Annotated in this window: 20 protein-coding genes; 9 read left to right on the top strand and 11 right to left on the bottom strand. The window is 65.3% G+C overall.

Annotation, left to right across the window (positions count from 1 at the left end):
* Positions 1-92 precede the first annotated feature (92 nt).
* Both WEB52_16060 and WEB52_16055 read left to right on the top strand, forming a co-directional pair.
* The gene (locus tag WEB52_16060; GenBank protein ID MEX2227948.1) at positions 93-1,427 is read left to right on the top strand and encodes a phage portal protein; all 1,335 of its coding nucleotides are present in this window, start codon (positions 93-95) and stop codon (positions 1,425-1,427) included.
* A gap of 175 nt (positions 1,428-1,602) precedes the next feature.
* Positions 1,603-2,124, top strand: coding sequence for a hypothetical protein (locus WEB52_16055; GenBank protein ID MEX2227947.1), 522 nt, complete (start codon positions 1,603-1,605; stop codon positions 2,122-2,124).
* A 50-nt stretch (positions 2,125-2,174) separates the two neighbouring features.
* Here the strand turns inward: WEB52_16055 and WEB52_16050 are convergent, their stop codons facing one another.
* Entirely contained in the window at positions 2,175-2,525 is a 351-nt protein-coding gene (locus tag WEB52_16050; GenBank protein ID MEX2227946.1) for a hypothetical protein, read from the bottom strand.
* Between the two features lie 91 nt (positions 2,526-2,616).
* On the opposite strand from WEB52_16050, the gene WEB52_16045 reads away from it, so the two are divergent.
* Positions 2,617-2,754 (top strand): hypothetical protein, encoded by a 138-nt coding sequence (locus WEB52_16045; GenBank protein MEX2227945.1) that lies wholly within the window; start codon positions 2,617-2,619, stop codon positions 2,752-2,754.
* A gap of 101 nt (positions 2,755-2,855) precedes the next feature.
* Positions 2,856-2,981: a hypothetical protein gene (locus WEB52_16040; protein MEX2227944.1), complete on the top strand. Its 126-nt coding sequence runs from the start codon at positions 2,856-2,858 to the stop codon at positions 2,979-2,981.
* 386 nt (positions 2,982-3,367) lie between these two features.
* Here WEB52_16040 and WEB52_16035 read toward each other — a convergent pair whose 3' ends face one another.
* Positions 3,368-3,739: a response regulator gene (locus WEB52_16035; protein MEX2227943.1), complete on the bottom strand. Its 372-nt coding sequence runs from the start codon at positions 3,737-3,739 to the stop codon at positions 3,368-3,370.
* A 258-nt stretch (positions 3,740-3,997) separates the two neighbouring features.
* Between WEB52_16035 and WEB52_16030 the strand changes: the two genes are divergently transcribed.
* Positions 3,998-4,474: an Hsp20/alpha crystallin family protein gene (locus tag WEB52_16030; protein MEX2227942.1), complete on the top strand. Its 477-nt coding sequence runs from the start codon at positions 3,998-4,000 to the stop codon at positions 4,472-4,474.
* 84 nt (positions 4,475-4,558) lie between these two features.
* Here WEB52_16030 and WEB52_16025 read toward each other — a convergent pair whose 3' ends face one another.
* Positions 4,559-6,067 (bottom strand): leucyl aminopeptidase, encoded by a 1,509-nt coding sequence (locus WEB52_16025; protein ID MEX2227941.1) that lies wholly within the window; start codon positions 6,065-6,067, stop codon positions 4,559-4,561.
* 170 nt (positions 6,068-6,237) lie between these two features.
* Positions 6,238-6,669 (bottom strand): lipocalin-like domain-containing protein, encoded by a 432-nt coding sequence (locus WEB52_16020; GenBank protein MEX2227940.1) that lies wholly within the window; start codon positions 6,667-6,669, stop codon positions 6,238-6,240.
* 230 nt (positions 6,670-6,899) lie between these two features.
* Between WEB52_16020 and WEB52_16015 the strand changes: the two genes are divergently transcribed.
* The gene (locus WEB52_16015) at positions 6,900-7,637 is read left to right on the top strand and encodes a phage Gp37/Gp68 family protein (protein MEX2227939.1); all 738 of its coding nucleotides are present in this window, start codon (positions 6,900-6,902) and stop codon (positions 7,635-7,637) included.
* Positions 7,634-8,497, top strand: coding sequence for a three-Cys-motif partner protein TcmP (tcmP, locus tag WEB52_16010; protein ID MEX2227938.1), 864 nt, complete (start codon positions 7,634-7,636; stop codon positions 8,495-8,497). Before WEB52_16015 ends, tcmP begins: the two co-directional genes overlap by 4 nt.
* 49 nt (positions 8,498-8,546) lie before the next feature.
* Here tcmP and WEB52_16005 read toward each other — a convergent pair whose 3' ends face one another.
* The 5 genes from WEB52_16005 to WEB52_15985 all read right to left on the bottom strand — a co-directional run bounded on the left by WEB52_16005 (position 8,547) and on the right by WEB52_15985 (position 17,876).
* Entirely contained in the window at positions 8,547-8,915 is a 369-nt protein-coding gene (locus WEB52_16005; protein ID MEX2227937.1) for a P-II family nitrogen regulator, read from the bottom strand.
* Positions 8,916-8,928: 13 nt separating this feature from the next.
* Positions 8,929-10,269 carry an ammonium transporter gene (locus WEB52_16000; protein ID MEX2227936.1) on the bottom strand — a complete coding sequence of 447 codons (1,341 nt, stop codon included), beginning with the start codon at positions 10,267-10,269 and terminating at the stop codon, positions 8,929-8,931.
* A gap of 183 nt (positions 10,270-10,452) precedes the next feature.
* On the bottom strand, positions 10,453-11,010 hold the full coding sequence (locus WEB52_15995) for a carboxymuconolactone decarboxylase family protein (protein MEX2227935.1): 558 nt from the start codon (positions 11,008-11,010) through the stop codon (positions 10,453-10,455).
* Positions 11,011-11,250: 240 nt separating this feature from the next.
* Positions 11,251-14,622 carry a UvrD-helicase domain-containing protein gene (locus WEB52_15990; GenBank protein MEX2227934.1) on the bottom strand — a complete coding sequence of 1,124 codons (3,372 nt, stop codon included), beginning with the start codon at positions 14,620-14,622 and terminating at the stop codon, positions 11,251-11,253.
* Positions 14,619-17,876 carry a PD-(D/E)XK nuclease family protein gene (locus tag WEB52_15985; GenBank protein ID MEX2227933.1) on the bottom strand — a complete coding sequence of 1,086 codons (3,258 nt, stop codon included), beginning with the start codon at positions 17,874-17,876 and terminating at the stop codon, positions 14,619-14,621. Before WEB52_15985 ends, WEB52_15990 begins: the two co-directional genes overlap by 4 nt.
* Positions 17,877-18,067: 191 nt before the next feature.
* Between WEB52_15985 and WEB52_15980 the strand changes: the two genes are divergently transcribed.
* Positions 18,068-18,523 (top strand): nitroreductase/quinone reductase family protein, encoded by a 456-nt coding sequence (locus WEB52_15980; protein ID MEX2227932.1) that lies wholly within the window; start codon positions 18,068-18,070, stop codon positions 18,521-18,523.
* 6 nt (positions 18,524-18,529) lie between these two features.
* Positions 18,530-19,390 carry a hypothetical protein gene (locus WEB52_15975; protein ID MEX2227931.1) on the top strand — a complete coding sequence of 287 codons (861 nt, stop codon included), beginning with the start codon at positions 18,530-18,532 and terminating at the stop codon, positions 19,388-19,390.
* Between the two features lie 25 nt (positions 19,391-19,415).
* Here the strand turns inward: WEB52_15975 and WEB52_15970 are convergent, their stop codons facing one another.
* Both WEB52_15970 and WEB52_15965 read right to left on the bottom strand, forming a co-directional pair.
* Positions 19,416-20,156 (bottom strand): SDR family NAD(P)-dependent oxidoreductase, encoded by a 741-nt coding sequence (locus WEB52_15970; protein ID MEX2227930.1) that lies wholly within the window; start codon positions 20,154-20,156, stop codon positions 19,416-19,418.
* On the bottom strand, positions 20,146-20,568 hold the full coding sequence (locus tag WEB52_15965) for a hypothetical protein (GenBank protein ID MEX2227929.1): 423 nt from the start codon (positions 20,566-20,568) through the stop codon (positions 20,146-20,148). The genes WEB52_15970 and WEB52_15965 overlap by 11 nt, the downstream gene beginning before the upstream one ends.
* Between the last annotated feature and the right edge of the window lie 17 nt (positions 20,569-20,585).

The raw sequence follows: 20,585 nt of genomic DNA, 5'->3' as shown, positions 1-20,585 counted from the left end.
AAGCGGCGCGCGGTGCAGTGCGAGACGAGATCCTTCGCGTTCGCTCAGGATGACGGTTCGAACTTCCAGACGACGAGAGGAGCATGACTGATATGAACGAGTCCCATCCGATCACGCGGACGCTTGACGCGCAGCGGATCCGGCGCTATGCGGAGCACCTGGCGTTTTACGGCGGCGACCAGTGGCCGGCGTCATTGCGGCGGCAGAACCGGCGCCTGGTCTTCAATTACGCGAAGGCGATCGTCGACAAGACGGCATCGTACGTGCTCAGCGGGCTGAACTTCGGCGTCGACCCGGTCGACGACACGCCGGAGGCCGCCGCGCGCGCACGCGAAACCGAACGGACGCTGGCGCGCGTGTACGAGGAGAACCAGCTCGACCAACTCGACTTCGACAACGAAGTCGACGCGTCGATCCTGGGGGATGGCGCGTACAAGGTGACGTGGGACGCCGCTGCGCGTCGCGTGCGGATCACGGCGCCGGACGTGCAGGGACTCTTCGCGTGGTGGTGCGGCGACGACGTGGCCCGCGTGTGGCGCGTCGCGAGCCGCTATATGCTCGATGCGGAGGCGGCGCACAGCATGTACGGCATCGCGCCGCCGAAGGGCGCCCGGACGCGCGCCGGAGCGGCGCAACCGGCGATCGAGATCGTCGAGGTGTGGACGGATGGCGAATTCGAGCTGTGGGCCGGCGGCGCGCGCATCGAGCGGCGCGAGAACCCGTATGGCTTCATCCCGTTCGTCATCTATCCGAACCTGCGCGAGCCGAAGCAGTTCTGGGGCGTATCGGACCTGCCGGCGATCAAGGAGCCGCTTCGCGAACTGAACCGGGCGTTGACGCAACTCTCGATGATCCTGGAGCTGAGCGGCAACCCGATCGCCGTGCTGGAGAACGTCACCGAAAGCACGGACATCGCCGTGATGCCGGGCGCGGTGTGGGAGATCCCGGAGCGGGCGCGGGCGTATTTGCTGGACTTGCTGCAAGGCGGTGGCGTCAAGCTGCACGCGGACTACGTCGAGATCATTTATCGCGCGCTGCACGACCTGGGGGAGGCGCCGCGGACGGCGTTCGGCGACAATCGTTCGGGGCTTTCGGGCGTGGCGCTGAACGTCGAACTGGACCCGCTGCTGAAGAATGTGCAGCGCAAGCGGCTGATCCGCGCATCGGCGTTCAAGCGGCGGAACGAGATGGTCCTGCGCATCCTGGAGCAGCACATCGAGCCGCGGCCGGCGTACGCGCCGTATCGCTCGCGGATCATCTGGGGCAGCGTGCTGCCGCTGGACCGCAGCAGGCTCGTCGCGGACGAACGCGCGCTCGTCGCATCGGGCATTCACTCGAGAAGGCGCGCGGCGGACGAGCTGGGCGTCGAAGATCCGGAAAGCGAGTTCCGGCGCTGGCTTGATGAGCAGCGGATGCTGGGCGGGTGACGAGGTTGGAAACGGGACGCGGGAAGCGCGAGGCGGAGATGCCGGTGGTTGAGCGGCACTTTGCGAGACGATCGCAACCTGCTTGCCTGACGCCACGCTCATGCGCGGTCGTCGCGGGCGTAGACTGATCGTAGCCATCGCCCTCACCGGTGCGATTGCCTGACGAGGAGGCTCCATGCGATTACTTGCGACACTTGTTGTGCTCGTCCTGGTTGGAACCCTGGCCGGCTGCGGCGATGATGATGACAACAACAACGACGTGGATACGACACCACTCGGCATCACAAGCCCCACGTCCGTCAGCGCGAGTCCGTCCGCCGGCGGCTCGGAAGGGGCTGAAGTCAGCGTAGAACTCGTCGACTTCTCCGTCATTGCCGATGCGTCTTCACCTGCGGGCGACGTGACCTTCAACATCGAAAACACCGGCCCGGAACACGCGCATGAATTCGTCGTAATCCGGACGGATCTTGACGCAGCGAATCTTCCGACGGCGGACGATGGGTCCGTGGACGAGGAGGGAGACGGCATCGAGGTGATCGACGAGGTGGAGGAGATCGCGGAGGGGGCTTCCGAGACGCTGAGCGTCAACCTGGACGCCGGCCACTACGCCCTAATCTGCAACATTGTGGAGGAGCATAGTGGCGAGACCTTTGTCCACTACGATCGTGGGATGTACACCGACTTCACCGTCGAATAGCTGGTAGGCGTCAGCCGCTTCGCTTCCGACTCGGAACGAGGCATCCGGCGCTATTCGCGGACCAGGTGGTTGCAAAGCTGCTCGATCATTGCCTTGAGGTCTGCGGCGATCACGGGCGATACGAGATAGCCATCGGCGCCGGGTCTTGGCTCATCGCCCTCGTAGATATCGACGATGCAGACGTCCGGCTTGATGTTGCGCAGATCAGCGATGCAGTCACGCCTCTGACTCTTCGAGTCGCGCATGTTGAAGACGATGGCGGAGGGCCGGAGACGCCCGACCTCAGTTTTCGATCGAGGTTGCGTGGACTTCGAAGCGTCCTCGCGAAGCGCCCACGCCATGAGCCGCATGAAGGGCTCGCCGTCCTCCACGAGAAGTACGTTTGAGGGGAGTGCGGACATGGGCGCCCTAGCCGTCCTGCTTTAGCGGAGGCTCGGCCTTGTGCCGCATGGTATCGTTTTCACAAGCGATGCTCGCCCGCTACAAGTACGCATGTTCGCGTGGCTGCTGTTGGCAATCGACCGTTTCGCGCGGTGGCCGCTGCTCGTCGCGTGGCTGGCGCTGATCTTCGGGCTGTCATCGATCCCGAACGAGATCCAGCAGAGCGCGCTCGATGCGGTGAAGGAGTAGATTATGTTGGCGTCGATGTCACCTACTAGCAGGTGCCGTAGACGCCGGAGAACGCGTCTACGGGATCCGTTGGACCCTTGTCGAAATGACAGGACGCCCTGGTGCGACCCCAGGAGCAGCGCGTGCCCGGCGTCCAGCGCCCGCCGATGCCGTGGTACCAGCGCGGCGTACACGGCTCGACGCCCAGGATCTCGTCACGCGGCACCGTTTCGTCGAAGGGGCCGTAGCGGAATCGCAGGTCGCCTCGACGACATCGACAAAGAAGCGTGCTGGCGTGGCGCCGAAGAGCATGAGCAGTGGCCGCCAGGTCGGATCGATGAGCATCGGGAAACGCATGGCGAGATTCTACTGCGGCTGGCGACGCAGGGCGACAGCGGTTTTCCGTTTTCCGCGCGGGCTGAAAGCCCGCGCTCGATTGGCGTAGAACGCGGGCAGTGTCTGAGTCGATGTCGCGGGCTGAAAGCCCGCGCTCGATTGGCGTAGAACGCGGGCAGTGTCTGAGTCGATATCGCGGGCTGAAAGCCCGCGCTACAGTCGACGCGCCACGGTCAACGGGCGCCGCGATGCGTACTTTGTGCGCCCGGTTCTTGCTCGCTCGAGGTGTACGGCAGAATCAGCCGCCGGCGGCGCCATCCATCGCATAGTGTGTCAGCGCGGCGACGGCTTCGATCACGGCATCCGGTCGAAACGGCTTGGGAATGAACGCGTCCGCACCCAGCCGCCTCCGGTCGCCGCTCACGGCAGCCGACGTGACGATGATGGGCGCGACGCAGCCATGGCGACGGATCTCGCGGACGAAGCGCTCCGCGGGAATCTCTCCCACGGCCAGGTCGAGGATGATCGCGTCGGGCGGCTCGCGGTCCAGCGCGGCGAAGGCCGTTTCGGCATCGTGGGCGGTCTCGACGTCGAAGCCGCTGGTGTGCAGGGTGAGCCGGAGCATGCGGACGATGGTTTGGTCGTAATCGACGATCAGTACCCGTGTCATTCCGTTGTCCCCCCAACCCGGCCCGCCACAGGCGCGTCAAGTTAAGCGCATCTCGCATTTCAAAAGCGCAAATCGAGAAGCTTTTCACATACACGGGGATCGCAATGTCGTAACAATCCGCCGGTGCGGGCAGGGCTCGCGCGTTGGGCGAGAGCTGTGAGTGCTTTGACATTACGCGCACGGCGCCCGTTGCTTCGGCGTACCTGCACTGGAGCTAGCGTTGGTTGAGACGGCGCAGCAGTGCCAGGGAGGTGAATGTTGCAGGACAAGCAATCCGAACAGAACACGGACACCCAGGAGATCCCGGCGAACGTGTATCGCAGCGCTGAGCGCGTCACGATCTCGGCGCCGATGCCAGGGTTGGAGCCGCAGAACATCGTTGTGTACGTGTCGGACGGCCCAGTGGTGACGCTGCATGCTGACTTGCGCGGCGCGATGAAGGGCCAGAACGAGATCATCCTCGATGAGTGGACGGCGGGGCCGTACCACCGCGAGATCGAGTTGCCGACGAACGTCGATGGCGAGCGCGCGAACGTGACGTACAACAACGGCGTGATCGTCGTGTCGCTGCCGGTCGCCGATCGCACGACGACGGCCGAACTGATGCTCCACGGCGTGTCACCCACGCAGGGCGAACGCGTCGGTAACCGCGGGCGCAACATGCAGGGCGACACCGGCGGTGCCCGCGGCCGCGGCGAGGATACGACGAGCTACGCGTCCGGCGACACGATCTGATCGGTGCAAACGCGACTGGGAAACGCGTGGATGAGGGACGGACCGTCAACAATCCGTCCCTCGTTCTTACGCTAACGCGCGTCATTACGCGAAGGGGCGCTCTGCCAGGTCCAGCGCGAGGTTCACCAAGGTCCGCACCGGAATGCCGCTCGCGCCCTTCACGATCGTCCCTTTCTCCTTGTCGAAGAAGTCCACGCCGGCGATGTCGAGGTGGGCCCAGGGCCGCTCATCGACGAACTCCTTGAGGAAAAACGCCGCGGCGATCGATCCGGCATTGCGACCGCCGGTGTTCTTCACATCGGCGACCATGCTCTTGTTCAGATCCTTGTATTCCGGAAACATCGGCAGTTGCCAGCAGCGCTCGCCGGAGACTGTCGCTGCGGCCTTCACACGCTCCACGAGCGCATCGTTGTTGGCGAAGACGCCGAATGCGACGTCGCCGAGCGCGACGGAGATCGCACCCGTGAGCGTCGCGACATCGACGACCGGTGATAAGTCGAGCTGGACGGCGTAGCTGAGGGCGTCGGCGAGGATCAGGCGGCCTTCGGCGTCCGTGTTGATCACTTCGATCGTCTTGCCGTTCATGGCGCGAAGCAGATCGCCGGGCTTCGTGGCGTTGCCGCCGGGCATGTTCTCGGTCGCCGGCACGAGCGCGGTGACGTTGATCTTCGGCTTGAGCCGCGCAATCGCGATCATAGCCGCGACGACCGCGGCGCCGCCGGACATATCGCCCTTCATCTCTTCCATGCCAGCGGCGGGCTTGATGGAGATGCCGCCCGTGTCGAAGGTAATGCCCTTGCCGATCAGGCCGAGCGTCGCGCCTTCGCCGCCGCCACGGTACGTGAGCATTATGAACTTCGGCGGTTGCGCGCTGCCCTTCGCGACGCCGAGAAACGCGCCCATTCCCATCTCTTCGGCCTTGGCGCGGTCGAAGACCGTGAACCCGAGTTGGTGCTCGGCTGCCATCTTCTCCGTGCGCGCGGCGAACTCCGTCGGTGTCAGCACGTTCGAGGGCTCGTTTGACAGGTCGCGCGCGAAGTTGGCGGCTTCCGCCATGATCGTGCCGCGCTCCGCCGCGCGGTGCATCGCATCGACGCGGGTGGCGTCGTGCTCGACGAGGGTGATCGCCGCGACCTCGATGGCATCGTCGTCGGTCTTCTTGTGACGGTCGAACCGGTAGAGTCCCAGCACCGCGCCTTCGGCGAGGGCCTGCGTACACGACTCGGCGTCCAATCCGCCGATGCCCGCGCCGTGCGCGATCGTGGCGAACCGGGTGATGCGCTTGCCGCGCAGAAAGCGCGCGACGTTCGCGCTCAACTCGCGCACTTTGTCGATGTTGAAGTCGCCGGTCTTGCCGAGGCCGGCGATCAGCACGCGTTTTGCGGGCAGTTTGCCGAAGCTGTGCAACAGCGTCATCTCGCCCTGCTTGCCGCGCACGTCGCCGGCGGCGATCAGTTCGCTGATGGCGCCCGAGAGCGCATCGTTGACCGCGCCGGTGGCGCCGGCCGGAGCCGTGACGCCTTCGAAGAGGTTCACGACGATACATTCGGCTTCGACACTCTGAATGTCCCCGGATTCGACGGAGATTTGCATTCGGGCGGCCGCTCCTCGTCTATCGCATGAGTAGTTCGTGTGCTATGGCATCTTAGGGAGGCCCTTCACATGTGGCAATGCCACGTGGGCGCTCATTGATCATCGGCACGGGCGGGCTTTCGCCGAAGGCGCCGGACGCGGCGTCGAGTGCGATCCGTGCGTCTTTGTAATCACGAGATCCGCTGCCAGGAGGTCGCCGCGGCGACCGCGACACCGTCGGCGGTGATCAGGTCATCGCGCAGCGTCAGGACGTCGCCTGCGATCTCGAACCGGCGCACGAATTCCAGGCCAACCCATGCGGGGTGCGCCGCGCCGATCAGCCGATGCGTGACGGTCGCTTCTGCATCGTCGATCGTGAACGCACCGAAGTAGGCGACATAGCCGGCAACCGCCGACGCCATCGCCGTGTCGATTCCCGCGCGATCCGCGGCCCCCGGTGCGGGCCGGCCGGCGCGCATGATCTGCGCCGACATGTGGCCGGACGCGTCGTAGATGAGGATGCCCGTCGCGCCCTCGCCGAAGGGATTCGCGTGCTTGCCATCGGCGCGCTTCCATTCGGTCGAAAGGAGCGCCCACGTGCCGATGAGGTCAGATGCCGGCATGGTGGCAGAGTAGCGGGATCTGGAGGTTGGAGGCTGGAAGCGGGAACGACGCGGACCGGATGGCGATGGTTGTTGCTCGCCGCCTATCGAGGGAACAAGATCAACGCGTGGGGCGCATTGACTATGACGCGGTCGGGCGGTGAGCGATGACCTTGAGCTCGTGACGTCGTGTGAGGCCTTGACGAACGTTTGTTCTAGGATGATATCATACTCGGCGGCAGGAGAAGAGGATGTCTACCTTGTCCTCGATCGAGTGGACGGACGCAACCTGGAATCCAGTTACCGGGTGCACGAAGGTTTCGCCCGGCTGTGCTCATTGTTACGCGGAGACGTTCGCCGAACGGTTCCGCGGAGTTCCGAATCACCCGTACGAGCAGGGCTTTGATCTAAGGATCTGGGAGGAACGTCTCTCGCTTCCTCTCGAGTGGAAGCGTCCGAAGATGATCTTCGTGAATTCCATGAGCGACCTCTTTCATGAACGCGTGCCGGATGAGTTCATCAAAGAGGTTTTCGATGTAATGGCCGAAGCATCGTGGCACATCTTCCAGGTGCTCACGAAGCGACCAGAGCGTGCTGCCGCATTATCTTCAACGTTGCCTTGGCAACCGAACGTCTGGATGGGTTCGAGTGTGGAGAATCAGCGCTTTACAACGCGCATTGACGCGTTGCGCTCGACCGACGCTCACGTCCGATTCCTGTCATGTGAGCCGTTGCTCGGTCCGCTGAAGCTCGACCTACGGGGTATAGATTGGGTGATCGTCGGCGGTGAGTCCGGTCATGGTGCACGACCCATGCGTGCTGATTGGGCACGAGGTGTGCGTGACCAGTGCCAGGACCAAGGCGTTGCGTTCTTCTTCAAGCAATGGGGCGCGCACGACGAGAGCGGGGTGCGCCGTGCCAAGAAGGCAAATGGCCGCATCCTAGACGGCCGCAAGTGGGATGAGATGCCCACAAGCGCCACGCAATGAAGGACGACGATGAGGTCCAACCGGTTGACTCACAGGATCTTAGTGTTGGGGATGATGGACTCCCCGTGCGGGATGATGGAGAGTGGGCTGAGGAGAAGCTCTATTACATAGAGCGGTACATCCAAATCTTCACCACCGGAATGAAGTCGAAATGGCCGCGGCGCGTTTATATCGACCTCTTCACCGGCCCGGGTCGGTCCCGTGTTCGAGGAACGACTCAGGAATTCGAAGGATCGCCTTTGAGAGCGGCGAAGGCCAAGTATGCCTTCACCAACTTATTTCTGAATGATGCAGACCCGGCGGTTACCGCCGCGCTCGGCGCGAGGATAGATGACTCTCCGAGAGGGCGCACTACGATCACCACGATGGACTGCAACAACGCCGCGGTGCTCGCCGGTGACAAGCTGTTCACTCCACGCAATCGAACAAGCACGCTTGGCCTTGCCGTCATCGATCCCACTGCCTTTCAGATCTCCTTTGATGCCATAAAGCGGATGACTGGAGGCCGCAGGATCGATCTAATCATCACGTTCATGACTGGTTACCTTCGGAGATTCATCGACCAGCCGAGCTATGCGCCACAGCTAGATGCATTCTTTGGATCCGGGGACTGGCGTCGGTTCGTCGATGTCCGTGCGGAAGGCCGTCGGATCACGTTCGGCGCACTACTCGAGTTCTACAAAGATCGGCTCCGCACGATCGACTACATCCACGTCGATGACCATGTACGCATTCTGAACACCAAATCTAATCCGATCTACCATTTGATCTTCGCTAGTAAGAATCCTAAGGGCCAGGAGTTTTTCGAGAAGATCAGCCGACGGCAGTTCACCGGCCAGCACAGGATGGCATTGGAATGAAAAGGGCCTCCGTATCCCGGAGGCCCTTTTGCTTTTGGATCGTTTCGTACTACGCGACCGGCACGTCGCCGCCGCGCTCTACCGCGATATCTCCGCGCTCGCCGGTGCGGACGCGGATCGCTTCCAGCACCGGTGTGACGAAGATCTTGCCATCGCCGATGTTCCCCGTCCACGCCGCCTGCTGGATGACGTTCACGCAGTCGTCGACGCACTCATCGACGACGACGGTCTCGAGTTTCACCTTCGGCAGCATGTCCACAGAGTAGGGCTGCGCGCCGCGTCCCGCGTGCACGATGCCCTTCTGCGCCCCGCGCCCCGTGACGCCGACGATGTTCAGCCCGATGTAGCCGCGCGCTGCGAGCGCGTTCTTGACGTCGTCCAGTTTTTCCGGACGGATGATCGCTTCGACCTTTTTCAAAGAGTCCTCCTGCCTATCGGGTCGAGCCCGGTGTTGCTTGCGGCACACCGGACGGCTGGTGAATCGGCATGTCCGTGTGCACCGGGATCGCCTCGGGAATGCCGAGCACCGGCCCGCTGCCCCCGAAGACGTACGCTCGCTCGCCGTGCTGCGAGACGTCGAGGCCCGCGACCTCGTCCTCCTCATTGACACGTATGCCCACGGTGAGGTCAAGGAGCTTGAGAATGCCGAACGTGACGATGAACGAGTACGTCGCGACGGCGGCCACGCCGACCGCTTGCCGGCCAATCTGCTCCAGGCCGCCACCCTGCGTCAGACCGTCGACGCCGAGCGTGTTGGCAGCGGCGATCGTGAAGACACCGGTCGCCAGCGCGCCCCACAGGCCGCCGACGCCGTGCACCGCCACCACGTCCAACGAGTCATCGAGGTTCGTCCGCGTCCGCCACTGGACGGCGAGGAAGCACAGGGCGCCCGCGATGCCGCCGATCGCGATCGATTCCATCGGCTGCACGTAGCCGGAGGCCGGCGTGATAGCGACGAGGCCCGCCACGGCGCCGGCGGCGGCGCCGACGACGCTCGGCTTACCGGACATCCACCAGCTCATGCCGACCCACGAGAGCGCGGCGGCGGCGGCGGCGGTGTTCGTCACGGTGAACGCATTCGCCGCGACGGCGTTCGCCGCTCCGGCGCTGCCGGCGTTGAAGCCGAACCAGCCGAACCAGAGAATGCCGGTGCCCAGCAGGATCATCGTGATGTCGTGCGGCTCCATGGGCTCCTGCTTGTAGCCCTTGCGCCGCCCGAAGACCAGCGCGGCCGCAAGCGCAGCGGCGCCCGCATTGACGTGGATCGCGGTGCCGCCCGCGAAGTCGAGCGTCTTCATGTCAGCCAGCAGCCAGCCTTCCACGTCGAACACCCAGTGCGCGACGGGCGCGTACACGAGCAACGACCATGCCGCCATGAAGACGAGGAAGGGGCCGAACTTCGCACGCTCGGCGAATGCGCCGGTGATCAGCGCCGGCGTGATGATGGCGAACATGCATTGGAAGATCATGAACGCTTCGTGCGGGATGCCCGGACCCGCCTGCGAGTCCCCGGCGGCGCCGACGCCCTTCAGACCGAAGTGGTCCAGGTTGCCGATCAATCCCCAGCCCTCGACATCGGGGCCGAACGTGAGCGAGTAGCCGACGACGACCCACAACACGCCTACGAGCCCCATCACGATGAAGCTCTGCATCAGCGTGCCGAGGACGTTTTTGTTGCGTACGAACCCGGCATAGAAGAACGCGAGTCCCGGTGTCATGAACAGGACAAGTGCAGATGCAGATAGCACCCACGCGGTGTCCCCCGAGTTGATTTCAGGCATACGCCCCTCCCCTGGCTAGAAGCTCGTGATGCGGGGAGAGTATCGGCGTGATGTTACGGCCACGTTTCGTGGCAGTGATCCTTCGATTACGTGGTGGGAAGGCAGGCCGATGCCAGGGGCCGCAGGCCGGTGCAACATACGCCGTGCCCCGCCGGGTCGTCGCTCCCTCGAATGTCAGACGTCGATGCCGATCGCCTGCAGGTCCTGCGCCGCCGGTGCGTCTATGTCAACTTCCAGGGCGTTGAGCGTGCGCGACACCATGTTGTAGAAGCCGGTCACCATCGTCAGCTCGACGATCTCCTCTTCGTTGAGGAACTGCGCGACGGCGTCGAACGTCGCCTGCGACACGCGGGCGTCCGCCGTCAACTCGCCGGCGAACGCGAGCACCGCCATCTCGTGCGCGTCGAACAGGGCGCCGTGCGCGTCGCCGACGCCGCGGATCTGCGCGTCGGACAGGCCGGCGCGGCGCCCGAACGCGATGTGTTGCGAGAACTCGTACGGGGCACGGCACGCCATGCCGACGCGCAGGATTGCCAGTTCGCGCAGCTTCGGGTCGAGCTTGCCCTGCTCGAGGAAGTAGCTGCCGAACCGCATGAAGCGCAGGAGCGCCTCCGGGCTGTGGCTGAGGGCGCGGAAGATATTGAGGATCGGCCCGCGCTGCTCCATGCGCTCGAAGATCCAGCGGTGGTCTTCCGCCACGTCCTGCGTCTCGTTCAACCGCACGCGCGCCATGTGATCGCCTCCTCGTTGCCGGGCGATGGTAGTGCCTGCGAGGCTATGTGGCGAGCGTGGACGCCGGACCTGCGCCGCGACGGCGTCAACGATCTATGCGTTTCACGTCGGGATCCTTCGCGTTGCTCAGGATGACGCGATTCGCAGTGCCGGGCGTCGCGATCGGGCCGACGACTGTGCGTTTCAAGCCGGGATCCTTCGCTTTGCTCAGGATGACGCGCGCGGCGCACATAACTCGGATCACGCGAGCGCTTCCTCTGGTACGGGTTCGAGCCGCATAAGCGCCTCGGCCTCTGCGAGGAAGGCGTCATCGACAGGGTATGCGCGCTCGACGCCCGGGCGCGCGAAAAGGAACACGACTTCACGCACGGGCATCGCTGCCTGGCGCACCGCCCATGCGTAGACGAGGGCCTGGTTGCGATAGTGCGCCGCCCGCTCGTCGACGTCCTTCTCGGTTACGGCGTCGGTCTTGAAGTCGACGATCACTGCTGCGCTATCTTCCTCGAAGAGCAGGTCGATGCGGCCTTCGGCGAGTCCTTCCGGCAGACCGGCGCGCGTGGCGGCGTCGCGCGGCAGCGCAACCGTAAACGGCGCCTCCAACAGCATCCGCCGCGACCGCAGTGCGCGCTCGACGACAGCGCTCGCGAGGGCGCGGCGTGCGATCGTGGCGATCTCGTCTGCGCGTTGCGGCATGCCGGATTCGCTCGCGATCGCGCGCGCCAATACGTCGATTTCGTCGGTGCTCCGGAGTTCGATGCGCTCCAACAGCGCGTGTACGGCGCTGCCGAACTCCGTCGCGTTGCCGCGGCGCACGTCGTCGGTCGCAGCCAGGGGGCGCTCCCACTCCGGTTTCAGCGCCGAAGCGGTGCGCACGACGAGCGGACGCTTCGCACGCTCAACGAGCGCGTCGTGCTCGGCCAACCACTGCGCGCGTGCCGCGATGACACGCTCCGGCGCTCCGTCGGGCACAGCCGCCGGCTCGCGTCGCCACACCGGCAGCGCGGCCACGAGCCGCGGCAGCGTCGCCGCGTCGATCGACGGTGCGAAGCCGGCGTTCTCCTTCCGCAGCCAATCGTTGAGGCATTCGGGCACCTTCGGGATCTTGGCGTCGGCCGCATCGATGAACGGCACGACGAGCCGGTCCTTCGCACGCGTCGACGCCACGTAGAGGAGTCGCAGTTCCTCGGCTGAGGCATGACCCTTCTCGGCGTCCTCTGCTTCCGCGAAGCCGGGTGTCTGAAATCGCAGGTCCTTCCGGCCCAGGCGCATGTGCAGCGCCCTGGCGCCACGGTCGGCGATCACGCGCGTGTAGTCATAGCGACGCGTGCCCATGTTCGCGAACACGACGATCGGGAACTCGAGCCCCTTCGCCGCGTGTACCGTGACGATCCGCACGACGTCGTCGGTCTCTTCGCTGATCGGCGCGTCCGTCTCGTCGGTCGTGCGCGTGACGTTCTCCTTGAGCCAGCGGACGAATCCGCGCAGTCCGCCGCCGCTCGCTTCGGCGTACGTGCGCGCCTGGTCGATGACCTTGAGGAGATTCGCCGCCACCTGCTCTCCTTGCGGCTGGAGCATCGCGAACTCGACGAGTCGCGTTGCATCGAGCACGGCGCGGACCAGCTCGGACAGCGTCAGCGGCGAGCGCTTCACACCGTTGGCGTCGGTCCAGGCGTGGCGTTTTCGCGCGAGCCTTCGCAGCGTGTGCAGCGACTCGGCGACGGGCCCGGACCACTTGTCGTCCATGGAGATGAAGTCGAAGCGACCGCCATTGACCTTGTGCAGCAAAAGGTCTTCGTCCGAGCAGCCGAACGCCGCCGAACGAAGCGCCGCCACCGTCGCGACGCCGTCCGCGGGGTCGTCGATCGCGCGCAGCACGGCGACGAGTTCGCGCACTTCTTGCCGCGTGAAGAACGTGCGGCCGCCCTCGTGGCGGTAGGGCACGCCCGCGCGCGCGAAGGCCTCCTCGTAGATGACGAGTTCGGTGCGGCTCGGTATCAATACCACGATGTCGCCGAAGCGCGCCGGACGCTGCGGTTGCGCCGCCTTGCCTTCGCGCACGCGCCAGCCGCCGCCGGCGACGCGCTCACGCACGAGCGACGCGATCGCCTCCGCTTCAGCCAGGCGCACGTCACTGGCCTTGCTGCCGGCCGCCGTGCCTCCCACCAGCGTGATCGCATCCTCGGAGATGTACTCCGGGTGATGCGACAGCGGCACGTACGGCGGCTGCACGCCGGGGGTCTCCTCGAAGAGCTCATCGAAGGTGTCGTTGACCCAGCCGATGACGCCATCGACCGAGCGGAAGTTCTGCGTGATGCGCACAGGCGCGCCGCCGAAGACGTGGCGCTTCACATCGTCGTACATGGCGATGTCGGCGCGGCGGAAGCGGTAGATCGACTGCTTGGGGTCGCCGACGACGAACAGGCTCCCTTCGCGGAGCTTCGCACGGCGCCAGTCGATCGCGGCGCCTTCGGCGCAGAGCAAGACGATCAGTTCTACCTGCAGCGGGTCCGTGTCCTGGAACTCATCGACCAGCACGCAGCGGTACTTCTGCTGGAAGTACGCGCGCACCTCGGCGTTGTCACGCACGAGATCGCGCGCCCACACGAGCAGATCGTCGAAGTCAGCCTTGCCCGCCTTCCGCCGGCGCTCGTCGTAGAAGAACACGAAGCCCTGCAGCCACTCCAAAAGATCGGCGACAGCCGCCTCTCGCATGTCGCTCTTCGCGCCTTCGAGAAGCTTCGATACGACGCCAAAGCACGCCTTAACCGATGCCAGGTCACTCTTGGTGCGCCATTTCGGCTGCGCGCCCGACTTCGGGTTGACGCTGTCGAGGCTGACAAGCGCACGGCGCAACGCGTCTGGATAGCCCCGGAAGCCATCGAGGTCGTGGAGGTCCGCTTCGAGCCGCTCGATCTGCTGATAGCCGTAGTCACCGACGTCGATGCAGTGCTGCTTTGACGCGCGCAGTACGTCGATCTGCAACCGGACGGCGTCGAGCACGGCGATCGCATCAACGTGGCGCTTGGGATACGGCCGCAGCGGCAACAGATCGCGGTGCTCGTTCAGATGCTGAGCGGCATCTCGCACGAGCTTGAAGTCGAGTTGCAGGTTGAGCACGTTCACGAGTGCTTCCGGCGGATCGTCGCCGCCCGTTTGCGCCGTCAGCCAATCGCTCCACGCGGCGTCGAACTCCAACTGCGCCGGGAGCGTGTCCAGCACTTCGAAACCGGGATCGAGGTCGGCTTCGACGGGCCGCTCGCGCAACAGGCCCGACGCGAAGGCGTGGATCGTCTCGATGTGCGCGTGGTTGAGGCCACGGATCGCCGCTTCGAGACGTGTGCGCTCGACGGGCGCCGTTGCGACGTCCGCGAGCGCATCTTCGAACCCCTGACGCACGCGCGCGGAAAGCTCCGCTGCCGCCTTCTCCGTGAAGGTGATCACGGCGAGTTCGTGCACCGCCGCGTGGCCGGTTGCGATGATCCGCACGATGCGTTCGACGAGCACCGTCGTCTTGCCGGTCCCGGCGCCCGCCTCGACGATCATGTTCGTGTCGACGCGTTCGGCGATCTCGTCGCGGATCGCCTGGTCGGCGGGCACAAATGCGGTGCTCATTCGATCGCCTCAAGCGCAATGAAGGGGGCGGCGCGCGGGTCGTCTGCTTTAGGCTTCATGATGCGCGCGATCTGCGCGTCGCAGACATCCTTGTAATCGCAGAACAGGCAGTTGCTCCGCTTGTCGACGCTTTCCGGATTCGGGGCGAAGTAGCCGCCATCGACGCCATTGGCGATCGTCTGCAGGACGCGCTCGAACTGATCGTGCGACGCCGTGAGTTCGGCGCCGGAGATGATGTGCCGCTTGAAATTGCCACGGCTGCTGACGTAGAAGTACTGCGCATCGCCGTCGGTCTCCGGACGACCGAGCATGCGCGCCGCCGCGCGCAGGTAAATCGGCAATTGCAGCATGGTGCCCGCCGCGAAGCGATTGCTCTCTTTGGCGTTCTTCTTGCCCGTCTTGTAGTCGATGACGCGAAAGCCCGGGCCTTCGGTCGCCCAGTCGATGCGGTCGATGCGGCCCTGCACGCGCACCGTGCGCCCGGCGATCGCGATCGACAGCGGTTCGTCGGACGAGAGCGTCTCGTCCTCTTCGCCGAACCCCCGACCACCGGGGCCGAAGCGCGCTTCAAACGCGCCCGGCGGCATGCCGCTCGAAGCTGCGTCCTTCAGTTCCGCGTCGTACCAGCGCACGAGGTCCTCTTCGATGACCTTCTGGTCCATGCGCCAGATCAGCGGCCTCCCTGTGACGCCGCGCCGCACGCGCTCCTCGCACTCCTCGCGGGCGACGCGCATCAGCAGTTCCAGGTGACGCTCGCGCGCTTCGACGCGCGGCGGATCGTTGCGGATCGCGAGCATGAACTTCTGCAGGATCTCGTGGATCAGTGAGCCGCGCTTCAGATGGTCCATCCGCTCGATGTCTTCGGGCTCCTCGACCGGTTCGATGCCGAGCGAGTAGTGTACGAAGTAGCGATACGGGCACACGGCGTACATCTCCAGGCGGCTCGCCGAGACGCTCGCGCCCTCGCGCTGGAAGACCGAGTTGCGGCGTGCCGCCTCCACGGCCTCCCGCGAGATCATGACGCCGTCGTACGCGGACAGGGCGCCGCTCCGGCGCTGCTGCCGTGCGCACACCGCCCGATCGAACGACGGCGTCAGCGACGATACGGCTTCAATGGCCCCGGGCATCGCGCCCTCGTTCGACGCCTTGATCAGCCCGCGGTCGTATTCGGCCCGGGACAACGACGCCGCGATCTCGTCGTTCGCCAGCCGTCCGGCGGCGAAGCGGCGCACGTTGGGCAGCGCGTCCAGGTCGTCGAGCGCCACCCGGCGCCCCTCGATCGCTTCCGCGAGGCCCCTGTAGAAGTAGGAGGGCAGATGCTTGCCGGTGCGTCCTGCATCCGCGCGGGCAAACGACGCTGCCAGGTGCTCCTTCGCCGCCTGCACGCCGGTCCAGAAGGTCAGCGCCGCATCGTCTGGCTCGGTGCGCATCGGCAGCCTGGCGCCGGCGGGCGCGAGGTTGATCGCGCGTCGCTCGTGCTCGAGCAGCAGCGCGTCGGGACGCGGCGGCGGCGGCCACGCGCGCTCCGCGACGCCGAGCATGTACACGGCGCGAAAACGGAGGTGGCGCAGCGACGACGCGTCGATCACGGCGACGCCCTGTCGCCCGAACATGCGCACGGGCTCCTTCAGCACGTTCGTCGTGTCCCGCGCCTCCAGGTCATCACGCACCGCGCGCGCGAACTGCTCGAACGTGGCCGTGGCGCGCACCGCCGAAAGCATGCTTAGCTCATCGAGTGCAGCGATGATCGATCCCGTGCCCTCGGCGTACGCATCGACGAGCGATCGCAGGAACGCCAGGTGCTCTGCCCACGTGGCTTCGTCGGCGCGCGCTGATAGTGCTGCGTGGAAGTCCGATGCGAACCCGATCAACGTTTCGACGCGCGTCGCGACATCGGCCTGCCAGCCGAAGCGCTCGTCCTTCGACAGTTCGCGCTTTTCATTCGCGAGCCGCGTCAGCCGCTCGCGCCACTGGTCGATGCCCTCGACGACGCCCGCGTCGCGGGTGTACGTCTCCCATTCCGAGGGACGCACGCGGTCGTACTGCGCGATGGTGGCGCGGGGCAGTTCGGTCTCGGTGAGAAACTCCATCACCTTCGCGCGCGAAAACGTGCCGTCGCGCGCCAGTTCGAGAAGCGCCAGCACGCGGCGGCCCAGCGGGTGCGTCGACAGGAGGCGGCCGTCGTGCAGGTACGTTTCGATGCCCGCCTCGGCAAAGATCTCGTCGACCAGCGCGCGGTACGGATCGCGGTTGCGGTAGACGACGGCCATCTCGTGGAAGCGCATGCCGGCCTGCGCCCATCGCAAACACGCGCGTGCCGCCTCCCACACCTCGCGCACGGTATCCGGCGCGTTGATCAGCGTGATGTCGCCGGTCTCGATGCGATCGGCGTTGTGCCGCGCGAACAGCCGCCCGCTCACACGATCGATCGACGATCGAGGAGCAGCCGTGGCCGTCGACGAAGCATCGAGCAACGAAAGCTGGGCGGGCTGAAGCGATTTCGCGTCGGCCGCCGGCGCCGCGCTCGGTGCGGTTTCGACGCTTGCTCCTAGCTCGGCAAGCCGTACCCGAAACGCCGCATGGGCGTCGTCGGCGTCGGTGCCCGAAGCGGGCAGGAACACCGTGACGCTGGCCTGCGACGCGACATGCTCGATCAGCCGCACCTGCAGGTGCGCAGGCGTCCCCGATCCCCAGAGCCCGTACACGAGCAGCGGTCCCTCGAACCGCGCCCGCAGCGCCGCCGCGTAGTGCTTGCCGACGGTCGCGAAGCCTTCGCGGCGGCGCTCGTACTCGGCGTAGAGTTCGCCGAGCTCGCGCAGTTTGGCGCTGCCCATGCCGGCGGCTTCGTCGAAGCGGCCAGAGAAGCCGCCCAGTTCCAGCTCGCGAAACACGCGCCCCAGCGCCTCGACGAATCCGTCGCGCGCGGCGATCTTCGCGAAGTAGCCGGTCGCCGTCGCGGCGACGTCTCGCACGAGGAGCCGCTCGGCCGCCGGCGTCAAGCGCGGAAGCGCTCGCAGCGTCGAGTCGGCCTGCGACATCTGCTGCGCCAGTTCGTGCGGACGCAGGTAACGGACGTTGATCTGCGCGACGCTCCTGAGCGCGAGCGCGCGCCGCAGATAGGGCCGCAGCAGTACGTGCCCGACGAGCACGGTCACCGGCGCGAGCGGATCGTCACCACGTGCCGACGTTACCGCTTCCGCGAGCGCGTCCTCGAGGTGCGGGATGGTGCCCGTGATCAGCCTGGGAGGGGGCATAGCGACGCAAGTATACGTGGGAGCGGCGACAGCTCCTGTCGCCGTTATGGAAGCGGGAGGCGAGAAGCGGGAAGCGGGATCGCCGTGTCTACGCACGTCACTTCGTTCCACTCGGTCTCTGCGCAGCGGCCACTGATAACCGTTGCCGGGCGGGACGCGCGGGCGCACAATAGCCGCACAGAGGTGCAGCCATGCCGAAGTACCAGCCGCCCGATTTCTTTACGCAGCGCATCATGAACCCGCTGATCATGCTCGTCGGCAAGACGACGGGCATGACGATGAAGAACACGCACACATTGTCGGTGCGAGGGCGCACGTCGGGAGCGATGCACAGTGTGCCGGTGAGCCCGCTGGAGTTCGAAGGCCAGCGCTATCTCGTCGCGCCGCGCGGCACGACGCAGTGGGTGCGCAACATCCGCGTGTCCGGCGAGGGCGAACTGCGCCTCGGGCGCAAGCGCGAGCGCATCACCGTGCAGGAGATCGAAGACGGCGCGAAGGCGCCGATCCTGCGCGCGTACCTGAAGGTGTGGGAATCGGAGATGAAGAAGTTCTTCAACGGCGTCGGGCCTGACGCCTCGGCGGAGGAACTGCGCAAGGAAGCGGCGGACCACCCGGTGTTCAGGATCGCATCTGGCACGAAACGGTGACGGCACATGCCACGAATCGACGACCGCTGGCTTGATTCGATTGTCTACGTCTACCCATCAATTGCTTCCGCTGAAGCGGGAGAGAGGGTCGGTGGGTGCGGATTCCTTCTAGGCGTCCCATGGGAAAGTGACCAGGCCAAACCATCCGCCGAACGACGTCAGCACACCTATGTGGTGACCAATAGCCACAACATTCGAGAACACAAAGGACTTGTGATTCGGTTCAACACGAGGGATGGCCGTGGCGATGTGTTGGAGACGGTCGAGAGTCAGTGGGAGCACCACCCCGACGACGATGACCTCGCAGTCTGCCTAGTTGACCCACCTAGCGAGGACTATGCGACAAACCTTGTTCCAGTTGACGCGTGCGTGAACGCATTCCACGTGAACATGTTGGGGCTTGGCCCCGGAGACAACGTTTTCGCGCTAAGCAGATTCATCGGACACGACGGTGAACAGCGAAACGCACCCATCGTCCGCTTTGGGCATTTATCAATGATGCCAATAGAGCCGGTGCGGCATCAGCGCGGATACGACGTGGACGCGTTTCTTGTAGAGGCGCTTTCCTTGTCGGGCCATAGCGGTTCCCCCGTATTCGTCTATTTCTCGGATGATGCCTTCTCGAAGCCAGCGTTGCGAAGCGAGATCCCGCTTCCCACGATTCGTGGTCCTTGGCTGCTTGGAGTCGACTTTGCGCACATGCCCTCGTACGCGGTCCTCCAGGACAATGAGGGGGACCATCCAAAAGGCTGGAACGTCGAGATCAATTCCGGATTGATGGCAGTGTCGCCCGGCTGGAAGCTTCAGGAATGGCTTAAGCGACCGGACATGTCAGCACCGCGTTTAATTCGTGAGCAAGCGGAGTGATCCCCGTCCGAAAGGGCGCTACTCATTACGGCCCCACGCCACGCGCGACGTCACGCGCCGTCGCCTGCGCGACCGGGCGCACGACCATCTCGTCGATGTTCACGTGCGGCGGCCGCGTCACCGCCCACACGATGCAGTCGGCGATGTCTTCGCCCGTGAGCGGCGTCATGCCCTCGTAGACCTTCGCCGCGCGCTCTTCGCTCCCGAGCCGGACGATGCTGAACTCCGTCTCGACGAGCCCCGGATCGATCTCGGTGATGCGCACCGGCTTGCCTAACAGCTCGATGCGCAGCGTGCGGGTGATCGCGCGCACGCCGTGCTTGACGCTGGTATAGCCGGCGCCGCCGGGATAGGTCTCGAAGCCGGCGATCGAGCCAATGTTCACGATGTGGCCGTTGCCTGATGCTTCAAGCTTCGGCAGCAGCGCGCGCGTGACGAACATGAGGCCGAGCACGTTCGTCTCCCACATGCCGCGCCAGTTGTCGTCGTCGGCCTCCGCGATCGGCTCCAGTCCGAGCGCGCCGCCGGCGTTGTTGACGAGCACGTCGCAGCGCTCGACCTGCGCCGCGAACGCTTCGACGCTCTTACGGTCGCGTACGTCGAGCGCGATCGCCGTGGCGCCGATGGGCTCGGCGGCGGCGCGCAGCTTCTCGATCCGCCGCGCGCCCATCACGACATCGAAGCCCGCAGCGGCGAGCCGCGCCGCCGTCGCCGCGCCGATGCCGCTGCTGGCGCCGGTTACTACTGCTGTGCGCTTATCCTGCATGCGCCGCGGTGGCGATTGGAGGGCGGCGCTTGTGCCGCGATCCAATGAGGTACGCCGAAGCGATCGGCGCCAGCCCAGCAGCCATCCAGACGACCAAGAGAGTCACACGCACAGGATCGGATGCACTCAAGCAGTCGTCGCATTGAGCATCGCGAATCGCAACCCAAAGGAAGAGGGTCGGCAGGAACACCATCACCGCCGCCCGGACGACGGCGTACGCCACGAGCTTTGGACTCAATCCCGCGACCCGCCACCAGCCCAGGCCCGGAAGCAGGCTCAGGTAGAAGATGGTTGTACCCACCACGCCGCCTCCGCTGATCGCGACCTCCAGTGAGCGCACGATCAAGAGTGCGGGTATGGGCCAGAACTCCAGCGCGACGGCTATCCAATCCACCCGTGAGTTCTCACGCATGGCGACGATTATGCATC

It is taken from the genome of Dehalococcoidia bacterium, from assembly GCA_040902535.1.
Classification (GTDB): domain Bacteria; phylum Chloroflexota; class Dehalococcoidia; order DSTF01; family JACRBR01; genus JBBDXD01.
The sequence above is the reverse complement of the archived record's forward strand: the minus strand, read 5'-3'. Positions and strand labels throughout refer to the sequence as shown.